The organism is Protofrankia sp. Cas3 (assembly GCF_963555955.1).
Lineage (GTDB): Bacteria > Actinomycetota > Actinomycetes > Frankiales > Frankiaceae > Protofrankia.
Genome location: NZ_CAUVXP010000084.1, coordinates 1 through 25,858 on the forward strand (window position 1 = coordinate 1; position 25,858 = coordinate 25,858).

The following is a 25,858-nucleotide window of genomic DNA, read 5'->3' on the forward strand; positions in this document are numbered from 1 at the left end:
CGTTCACCGTCTCCAGGGATCCGTTCTGCACCATATTGGTCGCATCGGCCAGCGCTGCCTGAGACGACGTCAACGCCGGCGCCAGGAGGGCCACGAACATGACCATCAGGGCGAGCATCCCAAACGGCCTGACAGTTTGTCCGCCCCACCTGCGCCGCCACCGGCGACGGCCGCCGGCATCCTTAGCACTCGTCATTGAGGACCACCTTCTCCAGAATTTCTCTGTCGACGTCTCCAAAAGCAGCGGAGCTGCATCTGTGCCGATACACACCGAAAATTGTGGTACCGTTCCCCGCCAACTGAACCGAGTTGGCGACGACCGCAGGATGATCTCCGTAGGCCGCCTTCCGAGGCCTCATACCGAATGCTCGACAAGCACATTGTCGAGCGCTTCGGGCTCGACCACCGTCGTCGTGTCCGGTCGACGCGCCGGAGGCTTGTCGGCCCGATTCCTGTATACCAACCGGTCAATGAGTAGGAACCGCAGCGCGAACGCGACGACCAGGGTCAGGAGAGTTCCGGTGCCGGCACCGAGCCCCCACTTCTCCACAAAGAAGGCGAGCAGCGGCAACCGGAAGACCAGATCGCAGCTGTTGAGCAACATGAATGGGGCCATCCGGCGCCGCCAGGAGCCTTTCCGATCATGCCAGACAAGCAACTCGCAGCCAATAAAATTCCACACGTTTGCGATTTGCGTAGCCACGACGGCGGCAATGATGTAGTACAACCCGGCGGCGGCGAGAATCGCGGTGGTGAGAATGTTCGGTACCAGACCCGTGGCTCCGACCAGCGCAAAGCGCGCCGCTCGCGGGACCCTGAGCCAGAACAGATGCCGGATAAAACGCAGCCCCTCGAATACAGAGGCGTTGGACTCACCCGCATGCCGTTCCGCAAAAGAGTACGGGACTTCCGCCACGGTGACCTTATCCGTGCGAACGAGAAGCTCAAGCAGTATCTTGTAACCGCTGGGCTGAAGCTGGTCGAGGCGGAGCGCATCGACCCGGACCAGAAAGAATCCGCTCATCACGTCGGTTACACCCCGCAACCGACGTGGAAAGGCCAGCCGGGAAACGAGGTTCGCACCGGATGACACGAACCTACGCACACCGCTGGCCAGCCCCGCCGCGTCCCCGTCCCCGCGGTACCGGCTGGCGATGACCATGTCCGCCTGCTTGACGACCGCGGCGTCATACAACGTCTGCAGTGCCTCCGGCGGATGCTGGAGATCACCGTCCATCACGACCGCGTAAGGAGAACGCGACAGGCGGAATCCGTCAACGACGGCACCACCGAGCCCTCCCCAGCGCAGGTCGGGTGAACGGTGGTACAGCCGCACCGTCACGTTGAAACCCTGCCTGACCGCCTCGATTGTCTGTGGGGTGCGGTCGGTGGAGTCGTCCACGAAGAGAACTTCGGCGTCCATACCCTCGAGCGCCGCGTCGACCCGGTTCAGGAGCGCGACGACGTTGGCGGCTTCGTTTCTCGTCGGCACGATCACCGTCAACTGTGGCCGAACCTCGGATTTCACCGCCGAACGTGGCCCGGCAGGTCCAGCAAGCACAGACTGCTGCGCGACCGGACCAGGCCCCAGCTCCCGCCGCGCGGCTGGAACGGCGCCGGCAACGATTCCAGCCGCCGGGACCAACGATTTCATTCTCCGGCTCACGCTACCCCCAGTTCCGGTTGTTCTCATACCGAGCTGGAAGGCATATTTCGACTACCCACCATCCGTTCGGCGCCACTGTCCGGTTACGCTGCCAAGTCATTTGAGCACCTTTCGGATCTCAACAGCGGTCGGGCCGGCACCGAAACGCGCGACTACCTGCGAGTGTTCGACCGCGGTGGCCATAATCGTGAGCCCGAGTGTGGAGATGTCCTGCCTCATGAATGGTGTGAGGACGACGTAGTCCAAGTCCTGCCAGCCTCCCGGTAGCTCGTCCTTTGCCGCAGTGTCAAGATCTATTTTGTAATACCAGATCGTGCGCCAGGGCGAGGAAAAACCTGCGTGGTAGACGTCCTGCCACATCGTGTTATCCACGACTACCCGACTGTCCCGCGGAATTGTGGGGCTCCGCAGATAGGCTACCGCGGCGGCATGCTCAACATTGTTGGACGCGGTGAAGGCTCGGGAGATCCCCGGCTGCCAGGCGAGTCCGAGGACCAGAATGCCACCGGTCAGCGCCACGACCAGGCCGCCCTCACCGAACCACCGCACCGGCCTGGCGAACCGGTGGGCGAGCGACCATGCCTGGTCGGCCATCCCGCCCACGCACAGCGCAAGAAAGGGCAACGCCACGATGATGAACATCTGTGGCAGATAGCCCTTTCGCAACAGGGTGAACCCCAGCAGCACCACCACCAGCCCGATCGGCCGCAGCCGCCGGACGAGGAGCGCGAGGACGGCGGCGAGCGCGCCCAGAAGGAGCAACCACTTGTCGAGGTGCAGCCAGCCGAACACCGTGGCGTGGGCTGACGCGGACGGATCGAACACCGAGCCCGAACCCGCCCGATCCATGAACTGGAAACTCATCGCGGCCTGCAGCGACACATGGATCGGGCCGGCGAACAGCTCACCTTTGAGGATGGCCATCAGCGGATAGACCAGACAGATGAGAATGAAACCCAACCAGAATCCCACGGAGGCGAAGGCCCGGGTCTTCTCAAAACTGGACTGCCAGCCTGCGAGCGCGACGGCGGGCAGGAGTATCGCGGTGGTCTCCTTGGTCAGCACAGTACCTGCCAGAAGTGCCCCGGCCAGCACGTAGTGCCAGAGATGCCGGCGGGGAGTGCTGGCGAAGTAGAAGGCCGCGATGAGCCACGGAATCGCGAGGTTGTCCAGATAGACCTGGCGGAGGAATGTCACGGAGATTGGCGAGCAGATAAACAGGAGCACAGCAAGGACGGCGAAGGGCCGACGTATCCGCAGCCGACGCGCCAGCAGGTAGAGCAGCACGACGGCCACGTCTGCATAGAGAACCATAATGGCACGCCCGGCAGCAACGGTCAGCGGACCCCCATGGAAAATTGGGATCCAGGACAATGCAGCCAGTTGTATCCAGCCGAACGGCGGGTGGTCATACCAGTAGGTGTACGGTGACAGCGAGCCGTGTGCCCGCACCCATTCAGCCTGCGAGAGGTATGTCCCCTCGTCGTCCTGGACGGTCGGGTAACCGTGGAGGTTGACGAGTAGGGCGATAGTCATGATCGTGATGAGCGCGGCGATGATGGTCATGTCCGACCAACTCCACCGGGGCCGGATCGCCGCTGCCACAGGTGTTCGGACGGCGGTCACGACCGGTTGTGGTAATACTGCGGTCGTGGACACGTTCAGATCCTCCTGACTGCGTCGTCGGCGATTGCGGGTGTGCTCAGGTGGGCGCCGACGTGAGCTGTCTTCTCCCACTCGAAGTTTCCGGCGAAGAAACGGAAGGCCGATCGGACGGCCGCCCACGAGAGAACCAACTGGTAGGCAGGCGTGAAGAACACGAGGCGGGCGTAGTCACGTATCCGGATACGAAAGTCGTAGTCCTGCCCGAACGCCCGGAGAGCAACGACCTCGAACCCGAGCATGGCAACCGTCGGGAGGGTCGGTAGAAACGATATCAGTGTAATGATCATAGAGAAGTCGCCGATGACGGCAGTCAGCAGGGCCACCGGGAGTACCAGCCCCGAGAACGCCTGGCTCATGGGCTGTAGGAGGGTGAATCGGGCCAGGTTTCGCGCCCGGCGCGTCGGCAGCCTTCGCCAGTCGCCCTTGTAGAGCACCTGGATGAAGCCGAGATTCCAGCGGGTCCGTTGCTTCACCAGGGCGTATATCGAGTCTGGCGTCTCCTCCCGGGTGACCAGACGGGGGTCGAAGGCAACACTGATCTTGCGGCCGAGTGCGGACAGGCGAACGCCGAGGTCGCAGTCCTCAGCGAGGCAGTCGCCGTCCCATCCGTTTACTTCGTTGAGGAGCGCCCTACGGACGAAGACGGTATTTCCACCGAGCGGGATGAACTGCTTCTGGGCATGCATGTGCAGCCGCGAGCGAAACCAGAAGTAGTACTCCAGGCAGTTGCGGAGCGAGTACCAGCTGGATTGAAAATTGATGAGTTGGACCGCGCCCTGAACGACATCGGCATCATTCGCCTGGAAGACTTCATCAACATGGACGAGCAGTTCGGCGGCCGCCAGGGACTCCGCGTCGAAGACTCCTACAATGTCTCCGGTACAGTCGGCCAGGGCGGTGTTCAGCTGGCGTGGTTTGTTCTTGACCTCCGAGTCGTTGATTGAGATCTTCAGGCCCGGATAGGTACCTGCGATCTTCTGGGCCACCGCCACGGTCGAGGGATCATCGTGGCCGACGGCCAGAACGATCTCTACTCGTGGGTGTGTCTGATCAACGAGACGAGCGATTGTCGCTCGAAGGACCGACTCGTTCTCGTGGCGGGCGGGAACGATGATCGAAAAACTGTGGGCGGGTTCGCGGATGGCCGGCAGATAGAAGGTTTGCTGGTAGGTCTCGGGCGTGCGCCACGCGTAGAGCATCCACCACAGATTGGCGCCGGACGTCGCGAACAGCGTGAGAGCGATGACAACGATTGCTGCCGAGACAAGGGCAGACAGCAAGATCGTTCCTTTCACATTACGGGCATCAACTACAACCCGTGATCGGGTGGTGAGCTACCGGACTCCGTGGTGGATGGTTCGACTGCGAGGTGTTAGCAGAAAGAAGATCCCGGACCAGTTCCCGGTTCAGGCCGGCCCGCGGCGACTTCCGCCACGGGTGTGTTCACAGGCCACTTGTGCAAGCGTTCCTCGTGCTTCGGAGCTCCTCCGCAACAGACCACACGTACATGTTCGGCGAACGTGAGGTATGTACGAGGGGACGCCGACTACATTCGGTGTTCAAGCAGAAGGGGAATATCATGTGAGTAGTTGGCGACGGTTGCGTTCGCGAGATATCCCACACGTGCTGTACCGTCCGGACTGAAGGCGGTCACCTGAGACACGTGCTCCACCGTCCAGCTCCCGTCAGGTGCCTGCTCAGGGCGGATGGTCGGGAGCCCGAGAGCAGTGGCGTAGCCTGCGATGTCCGTCCAACTCCCGGTGAGACCGATGAAGGAGGCATCGAACTGGTTGAGCCATTGGCGGATGATCTGAGGTGAGTCACGGTCAGGATCTGTCGTGACGAAGACCAAAGTGGTCCTTGCTCGAACGGCCGGAGTCTGTTGATTGAGAGCCGCGGCGATATCGGCTACCGTTGTCGGACAGACGTCCGGACAGTGGGTGTAGCCGAAGAACACGAACGTCAGCCTGCCCGCGGTTTCCGACCGCACATCGAATGGAGATCCGTTCGTGTCGGTGAGGTGGGTGGTCGGCGCGACGACCGCAGGAGTCAGCGGACGGCCCGCGAGGGACACGGTTGCGCGTGCCTGCTGCCCGGCTACAGCTGTTGATCCAGATGATGACCCGCATGCCGAAGTAGCCAGAACCATTGCAGCGCCGGCGATCGCCACGTTCACGTGACGCATGGATACGCGGTCGCGCCGCCACGAGCCGACCTTGTCGCCGTGTAGCCAACCCCCAAGAACGGCCACTTCCAGGTCATCCCGCCACGCGCTCCCCACTCCATCGGTCGACGAATCGGCTCCTGGTTACGTACTGTCGATCGATGTAGTACGTTCTGCAAATGCGTTCCACGTGACCTACCGGAGTCCGGCCCCCACCGGTCGCCGAAAGATCTTCACGCCAAACGCAAGTTGAATGGTGCATGTCGTGACGTCCCCCCAGAAAAAGCGGTCCGCAGCTGATGCTAGCAGGAGCCACGGCCTTTGTCTCAGGACAGCTAAATCAACGCATCCACTGCCACTCGACCCGGGCGACGCCGTTTGAGCGGCAAAGAAACAGCGTTTCGCGTGCCACCCAGGTCGACCCGCAGTCGCGTTCGACGGTTCTTGCCAGCGGATTCGGCCGGATCATGACCACATCCGAGGAAGATCCTGCGTGGCCACGCGGTAGACATTCACCAGGATGTAGCCAGGTGATTGCAGTAAATCGCCGTGTTGATGAATTAGTGTCTGACGATCGAGATTCTCATGTGGAAGTTGCCTGCTGCAGGACGGCCTGATGACCAAGGGTAATGAGTGATGGGCTCGAGTCTGGCGCGCCAACAGCCGCATCGAACATCTATTTATCATTACTCTGGGAGTAGATTCGGTTGCCTTTAGACACCCACTACACCTTTGCCACGCTCGTTGAGACCTCGGTCACTTCGCTCCGGCCGCGAAGCGATGGACGCCTACGGTTCCAGTGCGAGATCATCCGGAAGATCGGCAAGTCGCACCTTGGAATCACGACTGATAATGATCCGTCCAGTCTCGGCCGCATGGGCCGCGATGATCAGATCGTGGGCGCCGCGATGGCGTCCGATCCGCCGCGAGGCCGCAATGAGGCGGGCATGATAAACGGCCGTGCTCTCTGTGTAGTCGAGTACGTCCAGCACGGACGTCATGGCGGACAACGATCGTGAACGATCGGCGGCTCTGACTGCGGTGTCGGCGAGCTCGATCCCGACGCGGTATTCAGCGATCGACACGGCCGCGACTGCGAGTTCGTCGTCGTCCAGGGCGGACCGATCAATAGCTCCTCGTTCGTAGGCAATCAGGATGTTGATGTCGAGGATCAGGCGGCGGCCCATGGGTCACCCTCGTCCGCCCTCAGGTAACCGACCGCCGCCGCGACGCTCTGCTCGAAGGCGTCGTCCGGCGGAGTGATACCGACGAGCGCGGCTCGAAGATCAGCGCCAGTCCTTCGACGCGCCGGCCCGATCTCCGCAGCAGGATGATTACCATGTGTAATGGTAATCGTTTCACCGGCCTCGATCGCGTCAAGCAGGTCCGAAAACCGCCGAGACGCCTCGGTCGCCGTTATGGTTCGCTGCGCCGAGGCGATTGCGCCCTCGCCGGAGCCCACCCGGGCGTGTCAAGATAGGCGATATGGCGACAGAGCGGTTCGAAGTGCAGCGGGAGATCCCGGCGGCGGCAGCGAAGATCTTCGCACTGCTGTGCGACCCCAACGGGCATGTGGCAATCGACAGCTCCGGGATGCTCCAGTCCGCGGACGGCGACCATGTGCGGCAGGTGGGCGACGAGTTCGTCGTACACATGGATCGAGAGTCGCTCAATGACTACCCGATAGGCAAGTACGACGTCACGGTGATCATCACCCGGTTCGAGCAGGACGCCCTCATCGAGTGGACCGTCTCCGGGGTGATTGAGCCTCCGATCAGACACCTCTATGGGTATCGACTCGAGGCCGGCGCGACCGGGACCCTGGTGACGTCATACTACGATTGGAGCCAGATCGGGGAGCAGTACCGCGACACGGGCATCCTCCCAGTCATCCCCGAAGCCGCCCTGCGCGCGACCCTCGGCATCCTTGCGAGGACCGTGAAGTAGAGATGTCTCGGCCTTTGCGGCGGGTTTCGAGCGCCCCGCCCAGCCAGGGTCACGACGAGTTGTCAGGCGGTGGGCTGACGCGTCGGCTTCGGTCGGGCGAACCAGCGCACCAGCGCACCAGCGGGCCGACTACGGGAGCGACAACGAGTGACAGGGCGAATATTCCCGCGGCCGTGAGCACGATCGCGCCACCTGCCGCGACGACGACAGCGATGACACGGTTGAGGGTGAGATCCAGCAGGCCGACGCGGTAGCCCATCGCCCGCGCCGCCTGCGGGTCGAACGCCCGCACCAGCAGCTCCTCACGCAACGCCAGCAGCACCACCGACGCCCCCACGACAGCCACTGCGGTCTGGATGAGCTGCGTGGATCTGTGCCCTCACATCAGCGCCCCGACGATCGTTTTAGTGTTGTGCTCTTCCATCTGCAGGTACGTCGCGCCGGCCGAGCCCTGCGGGCCGAACGTGTCACCGTACAGGGCATCCTCCCCCGCCACTACCTTCACGCCGGCTTCCCGGCCGGACAGTTCCGCTGACGTGTCGAAACGTGGAATGATCGACCCAACAAAAGTCAGCTGATACCGGTCGACGTAATAGCCGAAGGCGTCGTGGTTGGTCACGAGTTTGCGGTTTGCGGGAGGCAGCGAGTTGATCTTCCGTGCGATGTCCGCGTCGAGTGCGTCGAGTTTGATGGTGTACGCGGCCAGGTTCTCCTCATAGGTGTCCGCCCCGGAAGGATCCCTGGCGGTGAAGCCAGCCTGGATGTTAGCGGCCATGATCTTGACGTTCAGCGGATTGTGCCAGATATGAGGATCAAGTCCGCTAAAGCCTTCGTCTACGCCGTTGTCACCGCGAATCTTCACGCCCGCGCTGGTCTCTACCCGGGTGCCCTTGAAATTCGCGGACGAGATCGCGCTGTCGAGCCACTTCTCCAGACCCACACCGTTGGCCACGAGAACGTTTGCCTCGCCGATCGCCTTGACATCCGCCGGCGACGGTTCGTAGTCGTGTGGGTCGACATTGGGCTTGAGGATCTGGGTCACCTGCACCCGGTCGCCACCGATGACGCGAGCGAAATCGGCGACCTGGGTGGTGGTCGCAACCACCTTGAGCTTTCCGGCCGCCATGGCCGTCGGCGTAGCGGTGGTCCGGCCCGGCACTGCCACCGCCCGGTCCGGACGCCCGGTGGTGCCATGGAACCCCGGCAGCGCCACGGGACCCGGTAGCGCCAGGGGAAACAGTGCGATCACGAGCAAAGACGGTGCTAGCCGCCATGCCCACCACGGCCAAGCACAACCCGGCCGGCGCTGCTTCCGCTTGAGATGACGGCTACGACCAGTCAGGCGCTGCTCTAAGCACCGTCTTCCACCTCGGACTGGCCAGCACCGTCGGACTGGCTGGGGCTGTCGACCAACCCGCTGAACGCGCCGAGCCCCCCGAACGCCCTCGTCAGGTCGCTGGGAATGATCCAGACCTTGTTCGCGTCACCCGCCGCGAGACGCGGCAGGGTCTGCAGGTACTGGTAGGCAAGGAGCTTGCGGTCCGCGTTGCCTTCATGGATCGCCTGGAACACCGTGGCAATAGCCTGGGCCTCACCCTGGGCAGAAAGAATCTTCGCTTCCCGCTCGCCCTGGGCTCGCAGGATCGCAGCCTGTTTTGCACCCTCGGCCCGCAGAATCTCGCTCTGCTTGACGCCCTCGGCAGACAGAATTGCCGCCCGTCGGTCCCGCTCGGCACGCATCTGCTTTTCCATCGAGTCCTGGATCGACGGTGGCGGCTCAATTGCCTTGATTTCCACTCGGTTCACCCGGATGCCCCACTTACCGGTCGCCTCGTCGAGGACACCCCGCAATCGGGTGTTGATCTCATCGCGGGACGTCAGCGTCTGCTCCAGGTTCAGGCTGCCAATCACGTTACGCAATGTGGTGACCGTGAGCTGCTCGATCGCGCGGATCACATCAGCGATCTCGTAGGTGGCCGCCCGCGGGTCGGTGACCTGGAAAAAGATGACGGTGTCAATGCTGACGACAAGGTTATCCTCGGTGATTACCGGTTGTGGTGGAAACGTCACCACCTGTTCTCGCAGGTCAACGCGCTCCCTGATCCGGTCCACCGCGGGGATGACGATGGCGAGGCCTGGGCCGAGGGTCCGGTGGTAGCGGCCAAGGCGCTCAACCACCACCGCGCGGGCCTGCGGTACCACCCGGACGGCTCGGGCGAGGAAGACGACCAGTACGATCACGACCACAGCGGCCACGATCAGCCCGGCCATCAGAACGGCCCCGCTGTCATGTCTGGGTACCTCACGGCATCCTCATCGCATCAGCGCCTCCGGTCGTCACTACGTCCACAATTCGGCGGGGTGGACGACTGCGGTCGCGCCGTCGATGCGCAGCACGCGGACGCTGGTGCCCGGTTCGAGTGTCTGGCCGGCCATCGTCACGCGTGCCGACCACACCTCACCGCCGATCTTGACCCGACCGTCAGCGCCGTCGACGGACTCCAGAACGACGCCGACCTTACCGATCAGCGCATCTATACCCGTCGCGACAGCGGGCGACTGGGTCAGGTGGCGGCGCGCGACGGGCCGCAGCCCGAGCAGCAGCGCGACGGAGGTAGCGGCGAACGCCGCGAGCTGGGCGAGAGGACCGCCCCCGACGCCCGCCACGATCGCTGCGACGAGCGCCGCGATCGCCGTCATCCCGAGGATCAGGGCCAGCGTCAGCATCTCACCGACCCCGAGGACTCCGGCAATCACCAACCACCAGAGCCACGCTGACATGCCATCATCGTAGGCACTGTGGGACCTGCTGTGAACACGAAAACGTCGCGACGGAGGTCCGGTCTCACCAGGCACGTCGAGCTGGCCGGGCCACTGTGCGTGGCCCGGCCAGCGACGTGTCAGGACGGGTTGAGAACGTTGATCGCCTTGCCGTCGAAGAGGGGGACGCGCTTGCCGTCCTTGACCTCCGAGAACTGCACATCGGTCGAGAAGATCCGGTTGTCCGGCGAAATGAGCGGAACAGGCTTCGCAAAGTTGACCTTGGTGAGCGGCGGGTAGTCGATATCACCAGCCGCATTGAGTGCCTGAGCCAGGTTCTCGCCGTCGATCGTGGTCAGCTTGGCGGCGAGCTCGGCCACCAGGTGGGTGGCCCCCCATATGACCAGACCCTCGTCGGTCAGCTCCTTCTCGGCCGTACCGTAGGCGACGGACTCGTCATGGAACTTCTTCACCGCCGGGACGGTGGTATCGGTCACCGCCGGGTTCTGGGCGACGAGGACCATGCCGGTGGCAGCCGCGCCCAGTCGGTCGATTCGCTGCTGGCTGACCTGTCCCGATCCATAGGCCACGGTCGCGTTGTTGCCGGCCTGACGCATCGCCTGCGTCAGTCGCTCAAAGGAGGCACCACCGAGCACGGCCTCGACGCAGTCGGCGCTACTGATGTTGGCTGCGTAGGTCGTGAAGTCGGTGGCGGTCGGCGGGATGAAGACGCTCTTGGGAGCCGGCAGGTTGTACGGCTTGAGACCGACGTCGAACAGCGAGGCCGAGTTGCGGCCGGCCGCGATGTCGACAACGGCGACCCCCGGGGTCTTCTTACCGAGCTTGCCGCAGGCGGTTCCACCACCGGCAACCTCGATGACACCGGAGAGGAACGGGTACGAGTACGGGCTCTTCAGCTCGCTTGCGCTGTTCGGGGTCGCACCGACTACCGGGATCTTCGCCTTCTCCAGGATCGGCATGTAGCGGTCACCGTTCGGGGAGACTCCGGTTGCGAACAGGTATTTTCCGCTGACCGCCTGGGTCGCGCAGTCGGCGGCCTTGTTCGGATCAAACTGATCGTCACAGATGGTGACTTCAAAGGGTCGCCCCTTGACGCCACCCGCCTTGTTGATCGCGGCCACGGCCGCCTTCGCCGCGGGCGGGATGTCGGTGAACGCCTCCGACGGCCCGGACAGCGGGACGATGACCATGACCTTGATCGGTTCGCCGGTCAGCTGACTGCCCGTGGCGGTAACGACCGCCTTGGGCGTGTCTCCGGTCGAACTGCTCCCACATGCAACCAGCGTGAGTGCGAGCGCACCCGCCAAGCCCATGGTCATTGATAACTTTGTGCGCACGGCCTATCTCCCCTTGTAACAGAATTGATCAAAAACGCGAATGTGCGGCATCGATTCACTCGCACCGTCACCGCCCGGACGCTTCCGGGCGACTTTCCGGTGCCGCAGCCAGCCGGTGCGGTTGCACGACATCTACGAGCTCCGGGCCCCCTCGCCCTCACAGTGACCTTAAGCGGACAATGATTGAGCCAAATGTGATGTCTCCGGGGGTGGCCGTCAAGCCCTGCGGCCCAACCAACGCTCCGCAGCCCTCTCGTAACACACCCTCGGCCCCACATCGCGCGAATGCAGGGATATGGGGCCGAGGATGGTGACCAGGGTGGCCGGTCAGGGAGGTGCGCCGCTATCCTGCAAGACTCGGCGGAAGCTCGAGCATCCGGATGGCGTTCGTTCGGACTATCCGCTCGACATCAGCGGCCGGGATGTCCTTCATCGCCTGCTCGGCATACGCGCGGGTATTCGGCCAGGTGGTGTCCTGGTGCGGGTAGTCGCTTTCGAAGGTAATCTGGTCGACGCCGATTGCATGGCGGCTGGCGAGCCCGAAGTCGTCCTCGAAAAAACAACCGTACACCCGGCCGGCCACATAGCTGCTGGGCGGTTCGGTTATTTCCGGTGGCAGGCCGGAGGCCGCGTTACCCATGCGCCAGACCCGGTCGGCGCGTTCGAACAGATACGGCATCCATCCGATCTGACTTTCCGAGAACGCGACCTTCAAGGCGGGAAAACGCGCAAGGACACCGGACAGCAGCCAGTCCGCCATCGCCATCTGCGAATTCACCGCGGTGATCGCGATCCGCACACTCGTCGGCGCGTCCGCCGAGGTGGTAAGAAACTGCGATGACGACCCGATGTGCATGCACACCACCGTCGCAGTCTCCTCGCACGCCCGCAGCAGTGGATCCCACGGCCGCCGGGCATCGTGCAGACTGGGCAGGCCGAGCTTCGCCGGCAGCTCACTGAAAGCAACGGCACGCACACCTCGGGCGGCGTTGCGGCGCACCTCGGCCGCGGCGAGCTCAATATCCCACAACGGAATCAGACAGAGCGGGATGAGCCTGCCGCCGCTGTCACCGCACCACTCCTCGACCATCCAGTTGTTGTAGGCGTGAACGCATGCCAACGCGAGTTCCTTGTCCTTCGCCTCGTAAAAGGTCTGACCGCAGAACCTGGGGAAGGTCGGAAAACACAATGACCGTTCGACGTGGTTGACATCCATGTCGGCCAGGCGCGCCCCGGGGTCGTAGAAACCCGGCCGCATCTGGTCGTATCCGACCGGCTCCTTACCGATCTCCGCCGGCTTCCGGCCCGCGGAAGCCATCCCCGCGACCACCGCATACCGGAGGTCCTCGTACACCCACCAGTCGGTCTCCGGGCCGCTGGCAGCCATCCGGAACGGCCATCCGTCCGCCGGCACCATCTCGTACGGTGCGCGCACGACGCGCGGGCCGGCCTCCCGGTATCTGCCGGGCAGCCACTCGTGCCACAGGTGCGGCGGCTCAATCACGTGGTCGTCCACGGAAATGATCGGCGGAATTTCAGCTGTCATCGAACCTCCGCTGCGGTTTCATAGGTGGCCGTTTGGTGACCGACCGCTTCGTTACCGGCACCGCCGGCCCCGGTGGCGGACGGAGGGCTCACCCTGACACCCAGAACTAAAGCAGTTGTGCGAGAATATGAAAAGGGGCTGGGCTGAGTGGCCACGGGGACATGACAAGCGTCGGCGTCACACTGGATGGGTGAGGGGCCTGACAACCACCGGCAACCCCGGCCGCAACGAGCGACGCCGTAGTTACGATCGTAGCAGGACCACCCGTGACGCCCTGATCGCGACGGCTGAACGCCTGTTCGCGGAACGGGGTCTCGACGCGGTTTCGCTGCGCGAGATCGCCGCTGCCGCGGGTAGTCACAATACCGGAGCGGCCCAGTATCACTTCGGCGACAAAGAGCGGCTCCTCGAAGCGATCTTCGAACATCGCGCGACCGTACTCAACGCACGCAGATCGACACTGCTCGCCCGGGCCACCGGCCAGGCGACGATCCAGGCCACGATCCTGGCCACGGTCGAGGCCATCGTACGGCCGCTGGCGGAGCTGGTTGGTCACGGAAAGTACGTCAGTTTCCTGGCCCGACTTCAGGCCGACCATGCACGTGATCATCGCATCCGCCGACCGGAGAGCGGCATGGACGCCACGTTCCGCCAGGCCCGGGACATCCTGCGGCATGCTCTTCCCACCCTGCCGGAAGCTGTGTTCCGGCGCCGATTCAACCTTGCCATGCGGATGGCCATCGCCGCGCTTGCCGACTACGAACGCGCCCACGCCACCGAGACGCAACCCGACGCGGCCGCACACTGCGCAACCGATCCCACCGGTCACGACCCAGGTGGCCCGCCCTCGGACGAAGAACTGCACGATCTGGTCACAGACCTGACCGAGGCGATGTCCGGGATGCTGGCCGCCCCGTCCTCCCGCACAACCACCCGCACCGTTCGCTCCGGGGAAGGCCGTCCCCCCGCAGCGGGCACCCCCCGCGCTGATTGCCAGTCCGGCGATGATGGGAAACCATGCTCCACACCACCAGGGCAGCTACCGGACAGACCATGAACATCGGGATGAACTCCTACCCCGACACGCCGTTCGGCGGTTACGGGATCAGCGGTGTCGGCCGCGAACACGGTCTCGACAGCTTCCGGGAGTACCTGCAAGCCAGGACAATCGCCAGCCCAGCGGTATAAAGTCAGCCAGGAAAGTCGTCCTACGTCATCCCGGTCCCGCGCCATCCCGATCGGGGCCTCGGCCAGGATGGCGTCATGGTGTTCGCGGGCGGGCGGGCGCCGGTGGTCACGTTCACGATCGGCGCCGACGGGCGCCTCGACGTTCTCATGTGCTCGGTGGACGTACCGGAGGAGGACCTGTGTCGGCACCGCGACGACGGCGCAAGGCATACGACCGACGACTGTTGGCGAACCAGCCTGCGCACGAGGAACAGCTCACCGACTACCCGGTCGGTTGGTACTTCGCGCGTTTCGGCGAAGATCTAAAAGCCGGCCAGGTGGTTCCGGTCGAGTTCATGTCCCGCCAGTTCGCGCTCTTTCGAAACCGGACCGGGACAGTTGGCATGATCGACAGCCAGTGCTGTCACATGGGGGCCGACCTGGGTCGCTGCGGCTGGGTGAGTGGCGACCGGCTGGCCTGCGGTTACCACGCCTGGGAATTCGAGACCGACGGCCGCTGCGCGGCTATTCCACGGGTGCCGGCCGCCAGTATCCCACGCCGGGCCCGCCAACACGCGGTACCCGTCATCGAACGGGCGGGAAACATCTACTTCTGGTACGGTCCGGAGCCCGTCCGGGAGTTCCTCGACATCTCACACTTCGACTCCTCACAATTCCTCAATGTCAAGGGCGAGGTGTACATCGGCCGCGGTGAGCCCCTGCCGATATCCGAGCACATCGTCGACTCCTACCATTTCCCGTACAGCCATCGGATCACCGCACCGGTCGAATACGCCGTCCTGGCGAACGAGGGAGCCCGCTTCGAGTTCCAGCTCCGACCCGCGGGCGGGCGGCCGCAATCCAAGGTCCAACGGCTGTTCAACTCGCACGCGTTCGGTGAGATGGCCGCGCCCTGCATCGGCGTGTACCGGACGCAACAGGATGCGACCATCGACCGGACGTCGCCCATGCTCACAGTTCTCACCGGGGGTACACCGGTACGCGAGGGTCTGTTCATCTTCACCTGGCGTATCGCCGTCCGCAAGATCGGCCCTGACCGTTACTTCGGCCCGCTCAACCGTGTTCTGGGCCGGCTCATGTTCTTCATCATCAAGTGGAACTACTACTCCGACATGGAAGTTCTCAGGTGGATGCGGGCCCCCGCCAAGCCCCTTTCAGTGAAACCGGACGGGGCGGCCATACGCGAGTACCGGGCCTTCTACCGCCGCCATATCCTACCCGGCTGGCGTTTCGGGGACCCGACGCCAGCGGGTGAGCCGACGCCGACGGGTGAGCCGACGCCAGCGCCCCGCAACGACCACGACGGGCAGCCCACCGCGGCCGACAGCCACGGCGGCCGGTAAGATCACCGGCCGCCGACATCGGCGGGGATTGACATCAGCGGAGCGAACGCTGCGGTCAGCTGACGGCCTTGAAGGACTCGAGGTCGATGGCAGCAGTGACACACCGCTGAAGGTTGGCACTGATCAGAGCCGGGCCGTGGTGGGTGGGCGGAGTCATCACCCAGCCCACAGCCACCCCCCAGACCATGTTCTGCCGGTAGAGCAGCCAGGCGTCATCGGCGCTGGGAGGCGTGACGCCGTGGCGGGCGAGTTCGTCGAGGTAACCGGCGATCAGGTCCCGCTCAAGGGTCCGCCGACGCTCAGAATCAAGGGCGGTCACGATCAGGTAGGCGACGTCGCTGGACCAGTTACCGGCCTTGCAGAACTGCCAGTCGAGCAGTCCGCCACCCGTCGGCAGCAGATAGGTGTTGGCGACGTGAGCGTCACCGTGCAGCAGGCATCTGTGTTCCTTCTCCATGAGGACCTGAAGCTTCCACAACGCCGCCCAGAGTTCGTCGTGTGATCGCCCGAGTCCGGCGACGATCTCGGCTTTCCAGTCGATCTTCAGCTGCTTGTCGAAGATCTTCCGACCGATGGTCCGGAAGAACTCCATGTTCTCGCCCGAGTCGGGTGTCTCCAGCCATGGGAAGACCTCGTGAAGATCAGAACTTGACCAGTAGGCGGCATGGACCTTGGCCAGCTCCGCAAGCAGCGCGGCAGCCTGTTCACGGGTCAGTGACCCCAGCGCATTGGGATATGTTGCATCCCGCAACGAGAGATCCTCGATGAGCACCACGAACTGCCCGGTCTCGTCGTCGAGATCGCCGAAGAACATCCGGGGTGCCTCCACGTCGAGCTGGGGGCGGACCTCCCGGTAGAAACCGATCTCCGTGCGGTACATGGCGGGAGCTGCGCGCGGCAGACCCGACTGATCCTCACCGACCAGCAGGGTCTTGAGGAACATCCGCGGTGGCAGCCCTGCATCGCATCCCGGCGCGTACCGCAATCCGAGCGTCAGACGATCCGCGGTAGACGCCTTCTCACCGGTAGCGGTGGCAACACCGACCCGCGTCGCGCCTATCAGGTCCACCCCGTCGACGACAACTGTTGGATGGGCCGGACGCAACAGGGTGGTCAGCATCGCGGGGGTGAGGTCTTCAGCCGACCTGGGTAGACTCGCCATGCTGGATTCTGGCACAGAAACCGTTGCAGACGACTGGCCTGACGAAGACATCCGTTCCTCACGGCGGCACCCGAGGGCAATCGCCGGTCCTCGACGAACCTGTACGTGCCCGGGCACACCTCAAGCGGTCGGCCTCCGATGATGTCCGAGACACTGTTCTTGGTGGTACCTGGCGGTGGCCACAGCACACGGACACACACAGAGCGAAGCAGAGGATGATCCTCAGACTGAGTGTGCACGACCCCGGCACCGGCGCGCGGTATGACGTCGAGATATCGGCCGATCCCGGGACCGGGGTCGGTTCCGTGCTCGACGCGCTGCCATTACCGGTCGGCGGTCGCCGTTGCTTCGTCGGCGGCCGACTGCTCGACCCCGCCGCGACCGTTGGCGACAGCCCGCTGGTGCACGGCACGACAATCAGTATCGGAGCGCCGGGTCCACAACCGCGCGCCGTTGTGCCCGGTGCCGTCGGCGCGCTGCGGGTGCTCGACGGCCACGACGCCGGCCTGGTCAGCTGGCTCGATCCGGGCGGCCATGTCATGGGACGCGATCCGCAGGCGCGGGTCGTGCTCACCTGTGACGAAGTCTCCCGCAACCATGCGGCGCTCACGGTGTCAAGGGATGCCGCGGTCACCGTCGAGGACCTCCATTCCAGCAACGGCACCCTGGTCGACGACGCGTCCCTGGTCGGGCCGGCGCCCCTTGCGGCCGGGGCCGTTCTCGAGGCCGGTACCGACCGCATGGAGTGGGTGCCGCTGCCCCGCTCGCCGCTGCCGACGACCCGCAGCCACGACGGTCGCCTCGACTTCGACCGGGCCTTCGCCCCGACACCCGCCGTCGGACGTACCGAGGTGACGCTGCCGTCGGCCCCCACCCGCCAGACCGCCTCCCGCGGCGCCGTCTGGATCCCGGCGCTGCTGCCGGTCCTTGTCGGTGGCGTCCTGTTCGTGGTCATGCGCAACCCCATCCTGCTGGTGACCTGCCTACTCGGCCCGGCCAGCGTCATCGGCAACCAGCTGGTGACCCGCAGACAGCGGGGCGCTGACGATCAACGCTTCGAGAAGGAGAAGGGGGCGGCGCTGCACACGATCACGACCGCAGTGGCCGCCGAGGAGAAGATCCGCCGCGCGCAGGCGCCCGACCGGCTCGACCTCACCCTTGCCGCGACCGGAGCCGACCGCCGGGTATGGCCGCGCAACGCGGACTCGCCGGACGGTCTGCGGTTGCGAGTGGGCACCGCGGACGAGCCCCCCTCGATCGACCTGCGCGGCGAGCGCTGGGCCGGTTTCACCGAGCCGACCCTGCGCGGCGTGCCGCTGACCGTCGACCTGCGCGCCGTGGGTGTGTTGGGCGTCACCGGTCCGGCCGGCCCCGCCGCTGACCTGGCCCGGTGGTTGCTGGTCCAGCTCGGCGTGCTCCGCAGCCCCGACGACCTGCGGATCGTCCTGATCACATCCGGGGATCGGGGCGACCTGGCGTGGGCGGCCTGGCTGCCGCACGTCGCCGCAGGTGAGGCGGGCCCGGTGCCCTGCTGGGTCGGCAATACCGAGCACACCCGGGCCAGCCGCATCGCCGAGCTCCGGGATCTGATCACCATCCGGTCCGCCGAACGCCGGGGCAGCGGGAACGTCGGTTTCGCCGAGGACGTCGTGGTCGTGCTCGACGGTGCACTCGCGTTGCGCAACCTGTCGGGTATGAAGGCGATCCTGCGGGACGGGCCGGAGGCGGGCGTGTACGTGATCGCCGTCGACCGGCACGGGATGAACGAGTGCCGCGCAGAATGTCAGGTCGACGACACTCGTGCCGTCCGGCTGACCCACCGCCGCGGCGAGCAGGTCGCGATCGGCCGCTGCGAGGGAATCGACCCCGCCGACGCCGAGCGGCTCGCTCGGGCCGTCGCAGCCCTGCGCGACCGGCTGTCACTGGGCAGTGCGGAATCAGCCATCCCCTACCCGGTGCGCTTCCTCGACCTCGTCGGCGTCGGCCTACCGTCCGCGGACGACGTGCTCGCCCTGTGGGCGGACCAGCCGGGGCCGACCACCCGGGTGCTCCTCGGCGCGGACGGGGACGGTCCGGTCACCGTCGACCTCGCCGGGCAGGGACCGCACACGATGCTCGGCGGCGCCACCGGCGCGGGCAAGAGCATCCTGCTCCAGACGCTCGTCACCTCGCTGCTACTGGCCAACACCCCCGACGAGCTGAACCTCGTCCTCGTCGACTTCAAGGGCGGCAGCGCGTTCCTCCCGTTCGAGCGCTGCCCGCACGTCGTCGGGCTCATCCGCTCCACCGGCGAGACACCGGCGGACGTCTTCGACCAGGCTGCCGCAGACCGGGTCCTCGCCTCGGTACGGGCGGAGGTGCGCCGCCGGGAGTCCCTGCTCGCCCGGTACGGCGGTGAGATCGACGAGTACTGGCGGGCCCGGCGCGATGCACCCGGGCTGCCCGCGCTCCCCCGCCTTGTTATGATCTTCGATGAGTTCGCCCGGGTACTGGAGACGTCCCCGGACTTCCTGCGGGCACTGGTCAACGTCGCGGCCAAAGGCCGGTCGCTGGGCATGCACCTGGTGCTGGCCACGCAGTCGCTGCAGGGCAAGCTGTCGGCCGAGCTGAAGAACAACATCGAACTGCGGATCACCCTCCGACAGAACGAGCCGGCCGACAGCGTCGAGGTCCTGGGCATACCGGATGCCGCGGCCATCCCCGGCCGGCTGCGTGGCCGCGGCATGATTCTCTGCACGAAGGACGAGACGCGGACGCCGCGCCTGTTCCAGTCCGGCTACCTGGGTGATCCGCCGCCCGTCGGTGGGGCGCGGCCCGCCCACATCCGGATCGTGGACTGGGTCGCGCTCGGCACCGCCCGGCCGGAGGATCGGGCGGACCACGGCGGCGCGGCCACCGACCAGATGTTGACCGTCCGCGCGATCGAGGCCGCCGCCGGCCGGCTGGGCCGCCCGGCGCCGTTGCGACCGCTGCTGCCGTCGCTGCCCGCGGACCTGACGCTCGACGACCTTGCGGCCAGGGCCACCGTCGAACCGCCCGCGACAGCCGTCCCGTACGGCCTGATCGACATCCCCGACGCCCAGGCCCAGCCGCCGGCCGTGCTCGACCTCGCCGGAAGCGACCGGCTGCTGGTGGCCGGTGGACCGCAGCAGGGCCGCACGACGCTGGCCCGTACACTGATCACCAGTCTGGCCGCACGCTTTCGGCCGGACGAGGCGCAGGTGTACGTCATCGAGCACCAGCCGGCGGGGCTGGCAGCCTACGCGGGGTTGCCGCACTGCGGCGCGGTGATCGCCGGCGGCGAGCCCGACCGCATCCGCCGGTTCGTCACCTGGCTGCACCAGGAGGTCGCCCGGCGCCAGATAGGACGCTTGGGTGGCATCGGCATCGGCCTCGGTGGCGGCTCCGTGGCCGGAGGGCTGCGGGATCCGTGGATCGTCGTTGTGGTCGACGGCTGGGAGCGGTTCGAAAACCGCAGCGACCCGACATTCCTGGAGACGTCCCTGCTGACCACGCTACGCGAAACGATCGTAGCCGGGCCGCCGCTGGGCGTACACGTGGTGCCCCTGGGCGGCCAGGAGCTGTTCACCAGCAAGGTGGTGGCGCTGTTCACCCACCGCCTGCTCCTACCGTTCGGCAAGGAGGATGTGCGCCGGGCGCACCTGCCGTCGGGGGTGGCAAGCCCGCCATCGGTACCCGGCCGAGCCGCGGACGCCGCCACCGGGACGCACATCCAGATCTGTCGCCCGGACATCGATCCCGACATGCTCGTCGGCCAGGTCACCGCCCGGCTTGCCACCACCCGACCGGCCACCACCGGGTTTCCCGCCACCCGACCGGCCACCACCGGGTTTCCCGCCACCGGACTGCCCGCCGCCGGACCAGCCCGCCTGCCACGGCCGTTCCCGCCGCTACCGACCCAGCTCAGGGTCGAGGACCTGCGGCTCCCCGACCCACCCCCGTCCGACGCCTGGCTGCCGCTCGGCGTGGGCGGCCCGGATGTCGACATCGTGGGCCTGGACTTCTTCGACGTCGGGCCGCACCTGCTACTGGTCTCCGGCCCCACGAGGTCCGGGCGGACGACCGCGGCGGCGACCGTCATTCGCGGGCTGCGGCGGATCGGCGTCGGCGTGCTGGTCGTCGCCCCACCACGCTCACCGCTGCCGACCCTTGTCGGGGATGACGACGACGGCGTCCGGATCGTGACCGGGACGACGGTGCAGGACACCGACCTACGGGCCACGGCCGAAGCCTTCGGCGACGGCCGGTACGCGGTGGTCGTCGACGACTGCGAACAGATCACCCTGATTCCGACCCAGGTCAACTTCACCGACGGCCCGACGCTGCTTCAGGACATCGCGGGCCCCGGCTCGCTCGGCCGCCACGCGCTGGTGCTGTGCGGCGACGCGGCGCCCATCCTCACTGGCCAACGCCGCTCCCTCGCCCGGGTCGTCAGCGAGATCATGACCAGCGGTGCCCGGCTGCTGCTCACGCCCACCGTGCCGGTGACGGCACGCGAGCACGGCTTCAGACTGGAACCCGACCAGTTCTTCGCCGCTCCGGCCGGCCGCGGTCACCTCGCCACCGCCCGCACCACGGCCCTGGTGCAGCTGGCCCGGTAGCCGGCCCCCGGCACCCCCGGTAGCCGGCCCCCGGTACTGACGCCGTGTCACGGACCAGAGTGGCGTGGTCGTGCCGGTCAAAAGGCTTCACCGTCTGCCATGTGATGCCGCCGGTGAACAGAATCCGGGTGACGGGGCCGGGGTGCGTAGGTCGTTGAGGCCATCCTGATGACCGGAACCACCTACCGTTCGGCCGAATGTCGTCCGACAGTAGGTTGAATCGGCCGTTATGATGACCTTTTCTACCTACGATGCCGCTGTATCTGGGTGTTCCGCGGAACACAGAACCTGACCGCTACCGGCCGTTCAGCACTGTTCCGCAGCGCACTGCCTCCCAGGGAATCGGACCGCTCGAGCCAAAGATCGCCGATACCATCCAGGTCCATGGCCTTACGCCCGCCACGCCGTGATCAGATCATCCGAGCCGACCGTCCAGATCGGTAGGTCGGCGGCGACACCGTTGCGACTGGCGGCAAGCAGTTTGCCGGCCGGTGGGACCAACACCTCGTAGGCGCCCGCATGCACGGCCTCAAAGTCGACTCTGACGAGTTCTTTGAGAACCAAAATTCGACAGCTTGAAGTCATGGCAACGCAATTGACTCCCGCCGAATCTCCATTCGCTATCACCAACCTTCCCCGGTCACCATCCAGAACGACGACGAGAAGGTCATCATATGGCCCAGTTCCCAGATAGCCGATTATCCGGCACACCCGGAATGGTAGATCCGGAATCTCGGCAGAGTCTTCGAGACCAACGATTTCCAGCCATTCATCTTCCAATTCTGTCCAGCAATTTGAGAAGTCGATGGACTTCGATAGATCGATTCCTCACCAGCCGATCCGGATTCTTCGCAAGACCGGGCAGCGCGGTCTCCAGCTGACCCTTGAGCTTCGCTCGGAATACCGGACCCCGAAGGGCCTCCTCGACATGAGGAAGGGCCGCATCAAAGGGGCCGCCGAAATCCTTACCATAGAAGGGTTTAAGCACGATTCCGTCGGTACCCGGACGAAGGACGACTTCGACGCCGTTGGGCGTGCACATGCACGCCCTTCTTCCCGAAATCCTGTGAACCCAGCGGTGTCCCCACGTTCACGGTCAGCGACGAGCACCGCCCGAAACCCTCAAACGCTTCGTCCCAGCCCTTCCACCCCGGTTGTGCAACTATCTCTTCACCTGTAGCAAGCTGGAATATGAGTTATCTGTTCTTGCAAATCCCAGCCAACAGGGCGCTCCCTCGGACTGAACCACTGCGCACCGGAATCGATCCATTTTTTTCGAAAATACAGTGCCGATTCTCGAGTAATATCGTCCACACCCGCTTCTGTGCCACAGCACCAACAGATGATATAGGTGGGACTCGAACCATCTGGCCCCCATGGGGGTTCACCCAAGTCAAGGCCGCAAACCCGACAGCTGGTATCGCTGCCATCTGACGAAGCCATCTAAAACCTGCCGACAATGTTGGCGTAGCTGGGATGGGAGGGATCGAGCACCTGGAACGTACGCATCAACCCGCCATCGGAACGTACGCCAAAAATATTCGTAGCAGGATCCCACGTCTCGATATCCACCGCGCCGTCATACCTCGTGGTGCGGACGGTTCGTGCCCCCAATGGAGGCTTATCCATGAATTCATGGGCCTTCCGCACGAACTGCAGCGCGTTCGGAATGTGCGGAAATTGGCCGCCGCGTTTCTTCCAATGCGCAAATGCATTCTGCACCGAAGTCCGGTTTGCCCGCGAACTCCAGTTCAACCGATCGCAAGGTGCCAATCCAAACGGGTCCAGCCGTGTTATCGGATTAGGCACGTAGCAAGGTGGATTGAACCCCCCTTGAAATTCAAGAGGATCATTACTTTCGTATCGGCCGTATAGATCCCAAGATGTGCTGTCGACGGCCCTGAATGTTACAAGAGGCAGCGCAGCCTCGCTCTTTCCCTTATAGCCGATCACCTCACCTTCAGTAATCTGGACATAGGGCGTCGCCAGATGTAGCAGTTCCAATGAGGTCAACCTCTCATCGGAAGCCGCTGCTTCTTGGAGGGCCGTTATCTCAGAACCAGGACCGATCTGAGGAGTGACTTACCGGACCACAGCGCGGCTGGACGGGACATGCACGATCGCGCCGGGAGCCCACAGGCCGCTGGCGTCGGTTTCCTGCCTATCCAGTTGGCTGTTCACTCACCACCTTTCAGACGCGTACAGACGCTATGCGGCCGGTGTGACCGTAACGGTATGGCCGGGGCCTGTAGAAATAACGATGTAACTTTCCGAGAGTGAGGACATGCCGTGAGTAACACGATGCTGGAGGTTCCGCCGCCCCAGGAGGCCCCCGCGCTGGATCGACCCGGGGACGCCCAGCTGGCGGGTAACGCCACGTTCGCCACGCTCGCCACGCTCGTCCACGACAGCCGGGCGACCGGTGCGTTCCGCGGAACACAGACCCCGACCACCGCCAGCCCTTCAGGACTGTTCCGCAGTACCCTGCGCTCGCAGGGAGGCCGGACCACTCGACCCGGAGATCGCCGATACCATCCAAGCTCGCCGCGGTACAGGATCACCACTGTCCGAGCCCATACGTGCCGAAGCATTCACCACCGGCACCGACGTCTTCTTCGCCCCAGGCCGGTTCGACCGTCCTCCCCGACGGCACGGTCAACCACCCCGACGACCCGGCCGAACTGGAAGCCGCCGCCATCGGCGTACAGGTAGCCCTCCAGGCCACCCCGCTGCCCGACGACGAGGAAGGACCCCCGGCAGCCACCTGATCCCGATCCGGACAACCAGGACCGATCCCGAAGACCGTCATTACTCAGGGCCTGTTTCGAGGAGCGGCTCCGACTCCAGTGCGGTCAAGATCATTGTCACGACTCTCAGCACCGCATCCCAGTCTGCTTGCTCCAGCTCCGGAAAATCGCCGCGGACGCCGGCCGGAATGTCGGATCCTTCCGCAGAGTTGGTTACGCTTGCCAAGGGAACCGCGTTTGCTCCCACGGTCAGCGCGATGACCGACGGATCGTTGCCGTTAGTCCGCTGCATCAGTACACGATCCACGGCGGAAACATTATCATCGGTCATCGAGCCGAAATCAAGAAGCGCCCGCCGAAACTCTTCATTGAGTTCACTTGGCAACGTCGACGGCTGGCGAGCAATCGATACCAGACTGGAGAGAAACGTACTTTTGATCAAAAAATTAGTCGTCAGCGTGGCCTCACAATAATTTTCACAACCCTTGCATTGAACTCCGAAACCCGCTCCGCGGGCAGCGAATACCACCCCGGTTCATCCGATTTAATCTCGAACTGCTTCAGCCAATCACGCGGCCCCGGCCTGACGTGAACTTCAAAACGATGCGTATAATGTGAAGTCCAGCCACCACACACATCCCAGGGCTTGGCACCCGCGCCAAGCTGTCTCGTCCCACACCTCGGTAGCCGAGGCGTCGACCGCGCTCCGCTCCTCCCCCTCGGCCAAGTACTCGGCCCAGTCTTCAGGATTCTCAGCACGGAAGCGGTCCATCGTGACAATGGCCTTGAGCTGCCAGTGCTCATCAAGTCACCGGCGCACGGTCTCGTAGGCGCTGGCGCCACCGAAAGCCCTCAGCAGCGACCCGGAGTACGCGCCCCCTGGTCTCACCCGCATTGTCGCCATCATGCCATCGAGTTTCGCATCAACAACGTTCTTCGTCGCCCCTTACCCAGCCACATGGCGACCGATCTCGGGACTTTTCTCGTTATAATCAACGCTCTGTACCAAAAGCATGATAAATCTCACCAGATCTGATCAGGTCAAGTACAATTGATTCAACCAAGCCCGAATCAATTGTGTCAACAAGAATGATGTTCTTGGCCCAAAAATATCTACCATTCAAACATTCACCTGATTCAACATCTTTTTTTTGAATTCGGCCAATTGAGTCAGGAGTAAATATAGTAGCAAATCGTTGCACACCGTCAGAAAGCTCAACCATGACGTCCAGCGGAGCCTCTAGTTCCATCCCGACGAGTAGGGTCAAGGTGAATCCTTCTTCTACATGACGCAGATAAGGCCCATCTCTTTCCCAGCGCCCATCATTGACCATAGAGTTCCCTAAGAATTCCGATTACCCGAGGCTGGTTAGCCTTTGATGATTTTGCAAGAATCGCCACTCTATTTTCAATATTTCTAAAATAAACCCGAGCACCATCCCGAGCCCGCGCTTCGAAAACATCATCGAACAGATACTTGCTCCCAATGCCGGGATTCAGGTTTCCGCGGGAAAGCTGGGAGGTCAGATTATCTATGCTGCGCTGATGAGTTCGCCCGGCCGTTTCCGCCTCCTTGACCAGGCGCGAATCTTCGTGGATCACTGAGAGAATTGTGTACGGTGCGAGGCCGAGGGGGTCGAGCCAGCCCAAGGGGTTGGGGACGTAGGTGTGGGGGTTGGGGGCGGGAGCG

General features: G+C 64.4%; 23 protein-coding genes and 2 pseudogenes. 6 read left to right on the forward strand and 19 right to left on the reverse strand.

Annotated elements, in window-relative coordinates:
- Nucleotides 1-355: 355 nt before the first annotated feature.
- The 6 genes from U9983_RS16110 to U9983_RS16135 all read right to left on the reverse strand — a co-directional run bounded on the left by U9983_RS16110 (nucleotide 356) and on the right by U9983_RS16135 (nucleotide 6,957).
- Nucleotides 356-1,693, reverse strand: coding sequence for a glycosyltransferase family 2 protein (locus U9983_RS16110; protein WP_322754811.1), 1,338 nt, complete (start codon nucleotides 1,691-1,693; stop codon nucleotides 356-358).
- A 69-nt stretch (nucleotides 1,694-1,762) separates the two neighbouring features.
- Nucleotides 1,763-3,232 (reverse strand): ArnT family glycosyltransferase, encoded by a 1,470-nt coding sequence (locus tag U9983_RS16115; RefSeq protein WP_322754812.1) that lies wholly within the window; start codon nucleotides 3,230-3,232, stop codon nucleotides 1,763-1,765.
- A gap of 95 nt (nucleotides 3,233-3,327) precedes the next feature.
- Nucleotides 3,328-4,611 carry a glycosyltransferase family 2 protein gene (locus U9983_RS16120; RefSeq protein ID WP_322754813.1) on the reverse strand — a complete coding sequence of 428 codons (1,284 nt, stop codon included), beginning with the start codon at nucleotides 4,609-4,611 and terminating at the stop codon, nucleotides 3,328-3,330.
- A 266-nt stretch (nucleotides 4,612-4,877) separates the two neighbouring features.
- A complete protein-coding gene (locus tag U9983_RS16125; RefSeq protein ID WP_322754814.1) occupies nucleotides 4,878-5,405 on the reverse strand; it encodes an SCO family protein in 528 nt (175 codons plus the stop codon).
- 878 nt (nucleotides 5,406-6,283) lie between these two features.
- Nucleotides 6,284-6,682, reverse strand: coding sequence for a PIN domain-containing protein (locus U9983_RS16130; RefSeq protein WP_322754815.1), 399 nt, complete (start codon nucleotides 6,680-6,682; stop codon nucleotides 6,284-6,286).
- Nucleotides 6,667-6,957: a type II toxin-antitoxin system prevent-host-death family antitoxin gene (locus U9983_RS16135; protein ID WP_322754816.1), complete on the reverse strand. Its 291-nt coding sequence runs from the start codon at nucleotides 6,955-6,957 to the stop codon at nucleotides 6,667-6,669. Before U9983_RS16135 ends, U9983_RS16130 begins: the two co-directional genes overlap by 16 nt.
- A gap of 23 nt (nucleotides 6,958-6,980) precedes the next feature.
- On the opposite strand from U9983_RS16135, the gene U9983_RS16140 reads away from it, so the two are divergent.
- Nucleotides 6,981-7,442, forward strand: a complete 462-nt coding sequence (locus tag U9983_RS16140) for a polyketide cyclase (RefSeq protein ID WP_322754817.1) — start codon at nucleotides 6,981-6,983, stop codon at nucleotides 7,440-7,442.
- 49 nt (nucleotides 7,443-7,491) lie between these two features.
- Here U9983_RS16140 and U9983_RS16145 read toward each other — a convergent pair whose 3' ends face one another.
- From U9983_RS16145 to U9983_RS16170, 6 genes are all read right to left on the reverse strand, one after another.
- A complete protein-coding gene (locus U9983_RS16145; protein WP_322754834.1) occupies nucleotides 7,492-7,800 on the reverse strand; it encodes a metal ABC transporter permease in 309 nt (102 codons plus the stop codon).
- A 21-nt stretch (nucleotides 7,801-7,821) separates the two neighbouring features.
- Entirely contained in the window at nucleotides 7,822-8,655 is an 834-nt protein-coding gene (locus tag U9983_RS16150) for a metal ABC transporter substrate-binding protein (RefSeq protein WP_322754818.1), read from the reverse strand.
- A gap of 137 nt (nucleotides 8,656-8,792) precedes the next feature.
- Nucleotides 8,793-9,713, reverse strand: coding sequence for an SPFH domain-containing protein (locus U9983_RS16155; RefSeq protein ID WP_322754819.1), 921 nt, complete (start codon nucleotides 9,711-9,713; stop codon nucleotides 8,793-8,795).
- Between the two features lie 69 nt (nucleotides 9,714-9,782).
- Complete coding sequence (locus U9983_RS16160) at nucleotides 9,783-10,223, reverse strand: NfeD family protein (protein ID WP_322750750.1); 441 nt, start codon at nucleotides 10,221-10,223, stop codon at nucleotides 9,783-9,785.
- Nucleotides 10,224-10,342: 119 nt separating this feature from the next.
- On the reverse strand, nucleotides 10,343-11,542 hold the full coding sequence (locus tag U9983_RS16165) for an ABC transporter substrate-binding protein (protein ID WP_322754820.1): 1,200 nt from the start codon (nucleotides 11,540-11,542) through the stop codon (nucleotides 10,343-10,345).
- Nucleotides 11,543-11,903: 361 nt separating this feature from the next.
- On the reverse strand, nucleotides 11,904-13,106 hold the full coding sequence (locus U9983_RS16170; protein ID WP_322754821.1) for an amidohydrolase family protein: 1,203 nt from the start codon (nucleotides 13,104-13,106) through the stop codon (nucleotides 11,904-11,906).
- Nucleotides 13,107-13,296: 190 nt separating this feature from the next.
- On the opposite strand from U9983_RS16170, the gene U9983_RS16175 reads away from it, so the two are divergent.
- The 3 genes and pseudogenes from U9983_RS16175 (at nucleotide 13,297) to U9983_RS16185 (ending at nucleotide 15,637) form a co-directional block, all read left to right on the forward strand.
- The gene (locus tag U9983_RS16175) at nucleotides 13,297-14,163 is read left to right on the forward strand and encodes a TetR family transcriptional regulator (protein WP_322754822.1); all 867 of its coding nucleotides are present in this window, start codon (nucleotides 13,297-13,299) and stop codon (nucleotides 14,161-14,163) included.
- A gap of 17 nt (nucleotides 14,164-14,180) precedes the next feature.
- Nucleotides 14,181-14,294: pseudogene (locus U9983_RS16180) on the forward strand (hypothetical protein); the annotation flags it as partial.
- Nucleotides 14,295-14,473: 179 nt separating this feature from the next.
- Nucleotides 14,474-15,637, forward strand: coding sequence for a Rieske 2Fe-2S domain-containing protein (locus U9983_RS16185; protein ID WP_322754824.1), 1,164 nt, complete (start codon nucleotides 14,474-14,476; stop codon nucleotides 15,635-15,637).
- Between the two features lie 55 nt (nucleotides 15,638-15,692).
- Here the strand turns inward: U9983_RS16185 and U9983_RS16190 are convergent, their stop codons facing one another.
- Complete coding sequence (locus U9983_RS16190) at nucleotides 15,693-16,799, reverse strand: phosphotransferase (RefSeq protein ID WP_322754825.1); 1,107 nt, start codon at nucleotides 16,797-16,799, stop codon at nucleotides 15,693-15,695.
- 215 nt (nucleotides 16,800-17,014) lie between these two features.
- Between U9983_RS16190 and U9983_RS16195 the strand changes: the two genes are divergently transcribed.
- On the forward strand, nucleotides 17,015-21,421 hold the full coding sequence (locus U9983_RS16195; protein ID WP_322754826.1) for an FtsK/SpoIIIE domain-containing protein: 4,407 nt from the start codon (nucleotides 17,015-17,017) through the stop codon (nucleotides 21,419-21,421).
- Nucleotides 21,422-21,811: 390 nt separating this feature from the next.
- Here U9983_RS16195 and U9983_RS16200 read toward each other — a convergent pair whose 3' ends face one another.
- From U9983_RS16200 to U9983_RS16210, 3 genes are all read right to left on the reverse strand, one after another.
- On the reverse strand, nucleotides 21,812-21,985 hold the full coding sequence (locus U9983_RS16200; protein WP_322754827.1) for a hypothetical protein: 174 nt from the start codon (nucleotides 21,983-21,985) through the stop codon (nucleotides 21,812-21,814).
- Between the two features lie 205 nt (nucleotides 21,986-22,190).
- The gene (locus U9983_RS16205; RefSeq protein ID WP_322754828.1) at nucleotides 22,191-22,463 is read right to left on the reverse strand and encodes a hypothetical protein; all 273 of its coding nucleotides are present in this window, start codon (nucleotides 22,461-22,463) and stop codon (nucleotides 22,191-22,193) included.
- A 401-nt stretch (nucleotides 22,464-22,864) separates the two neighbouring features.
- Nucleotides 22,865-23,425 carry a hypothetical protein gene (locus tag U9983_RS16210; RefSeq protein WP_322754829.1) on the reverse strand — a complete coding sequence of 187 codons (561 nt, stop codon included), beginning with the start codon at nucleotides 23,423-23,425 and terminating at the stop codon, nucleotides 22,865-22,867.
- A 575-nt stretch (nucleotides 23,426-24,000) separates the two neighbouring features.
- Here U9983_RS16210 and U9983_RS16215 point away from each other — a divergent pair.
- The gene (locus tag U9983_RS16215; protein ID WP_322754830.1) at nucleotides 24,001-24,189 is read left to right on the forward strand and encodes a hypothetical protein; all 189 of its coding nucleotides are present in this window, start codon (nucleotides 24,001-24,003) and stop codon (nucleotides 24,187-24,189) included.
- A 40-nt stretch (nucleotides 24,190-24,229) separates the two neighbouring features.
- Here the strand turns inward: U9983_RS16215 and U9983_RS16220 are convergent, their stop codons facing one another.
- The 3 genes and pseudogenes from U9983_RS16220 to U9983_RS16230 all read right to left on the reverse strand — a co-directional run.
- The gene (locus U9983_RS16220) at nucleotides 24,230-24,697 is read right to left on the reverse strand and encodes a hypothetical protein (RefSeq protein ID WP_322754831.1); all 468 of its coding nucleotides are present in this window, start codon (nucleotides 24,695-24,697) and stop codon (nucleotides 24,230-24,232) included.
- Between the two features lie 463 nt (nucleotides 24,698-25,160).
- The gene (locus U9983_RS16225; protein ID WP_322754832.1) at nucleotides 25,161-25,502 is read right to left on the reverse strand and encodes a hypothetical protein; all 342 of its coding nucleotides are present in this window, start codon (nucleotides 25,500-25,502) and stop codon (nucleotides 25,161-25,163) included.
- Nucleotides 25,492-25,858: pseudogene (locus U9983_RS16230) on the reverse strand (hypothetical protein); the annotation flags it as partial. The gene U9983_RS16225 and the pseudogene U9983_RS16230, both read right to left, overlap by 11 nt.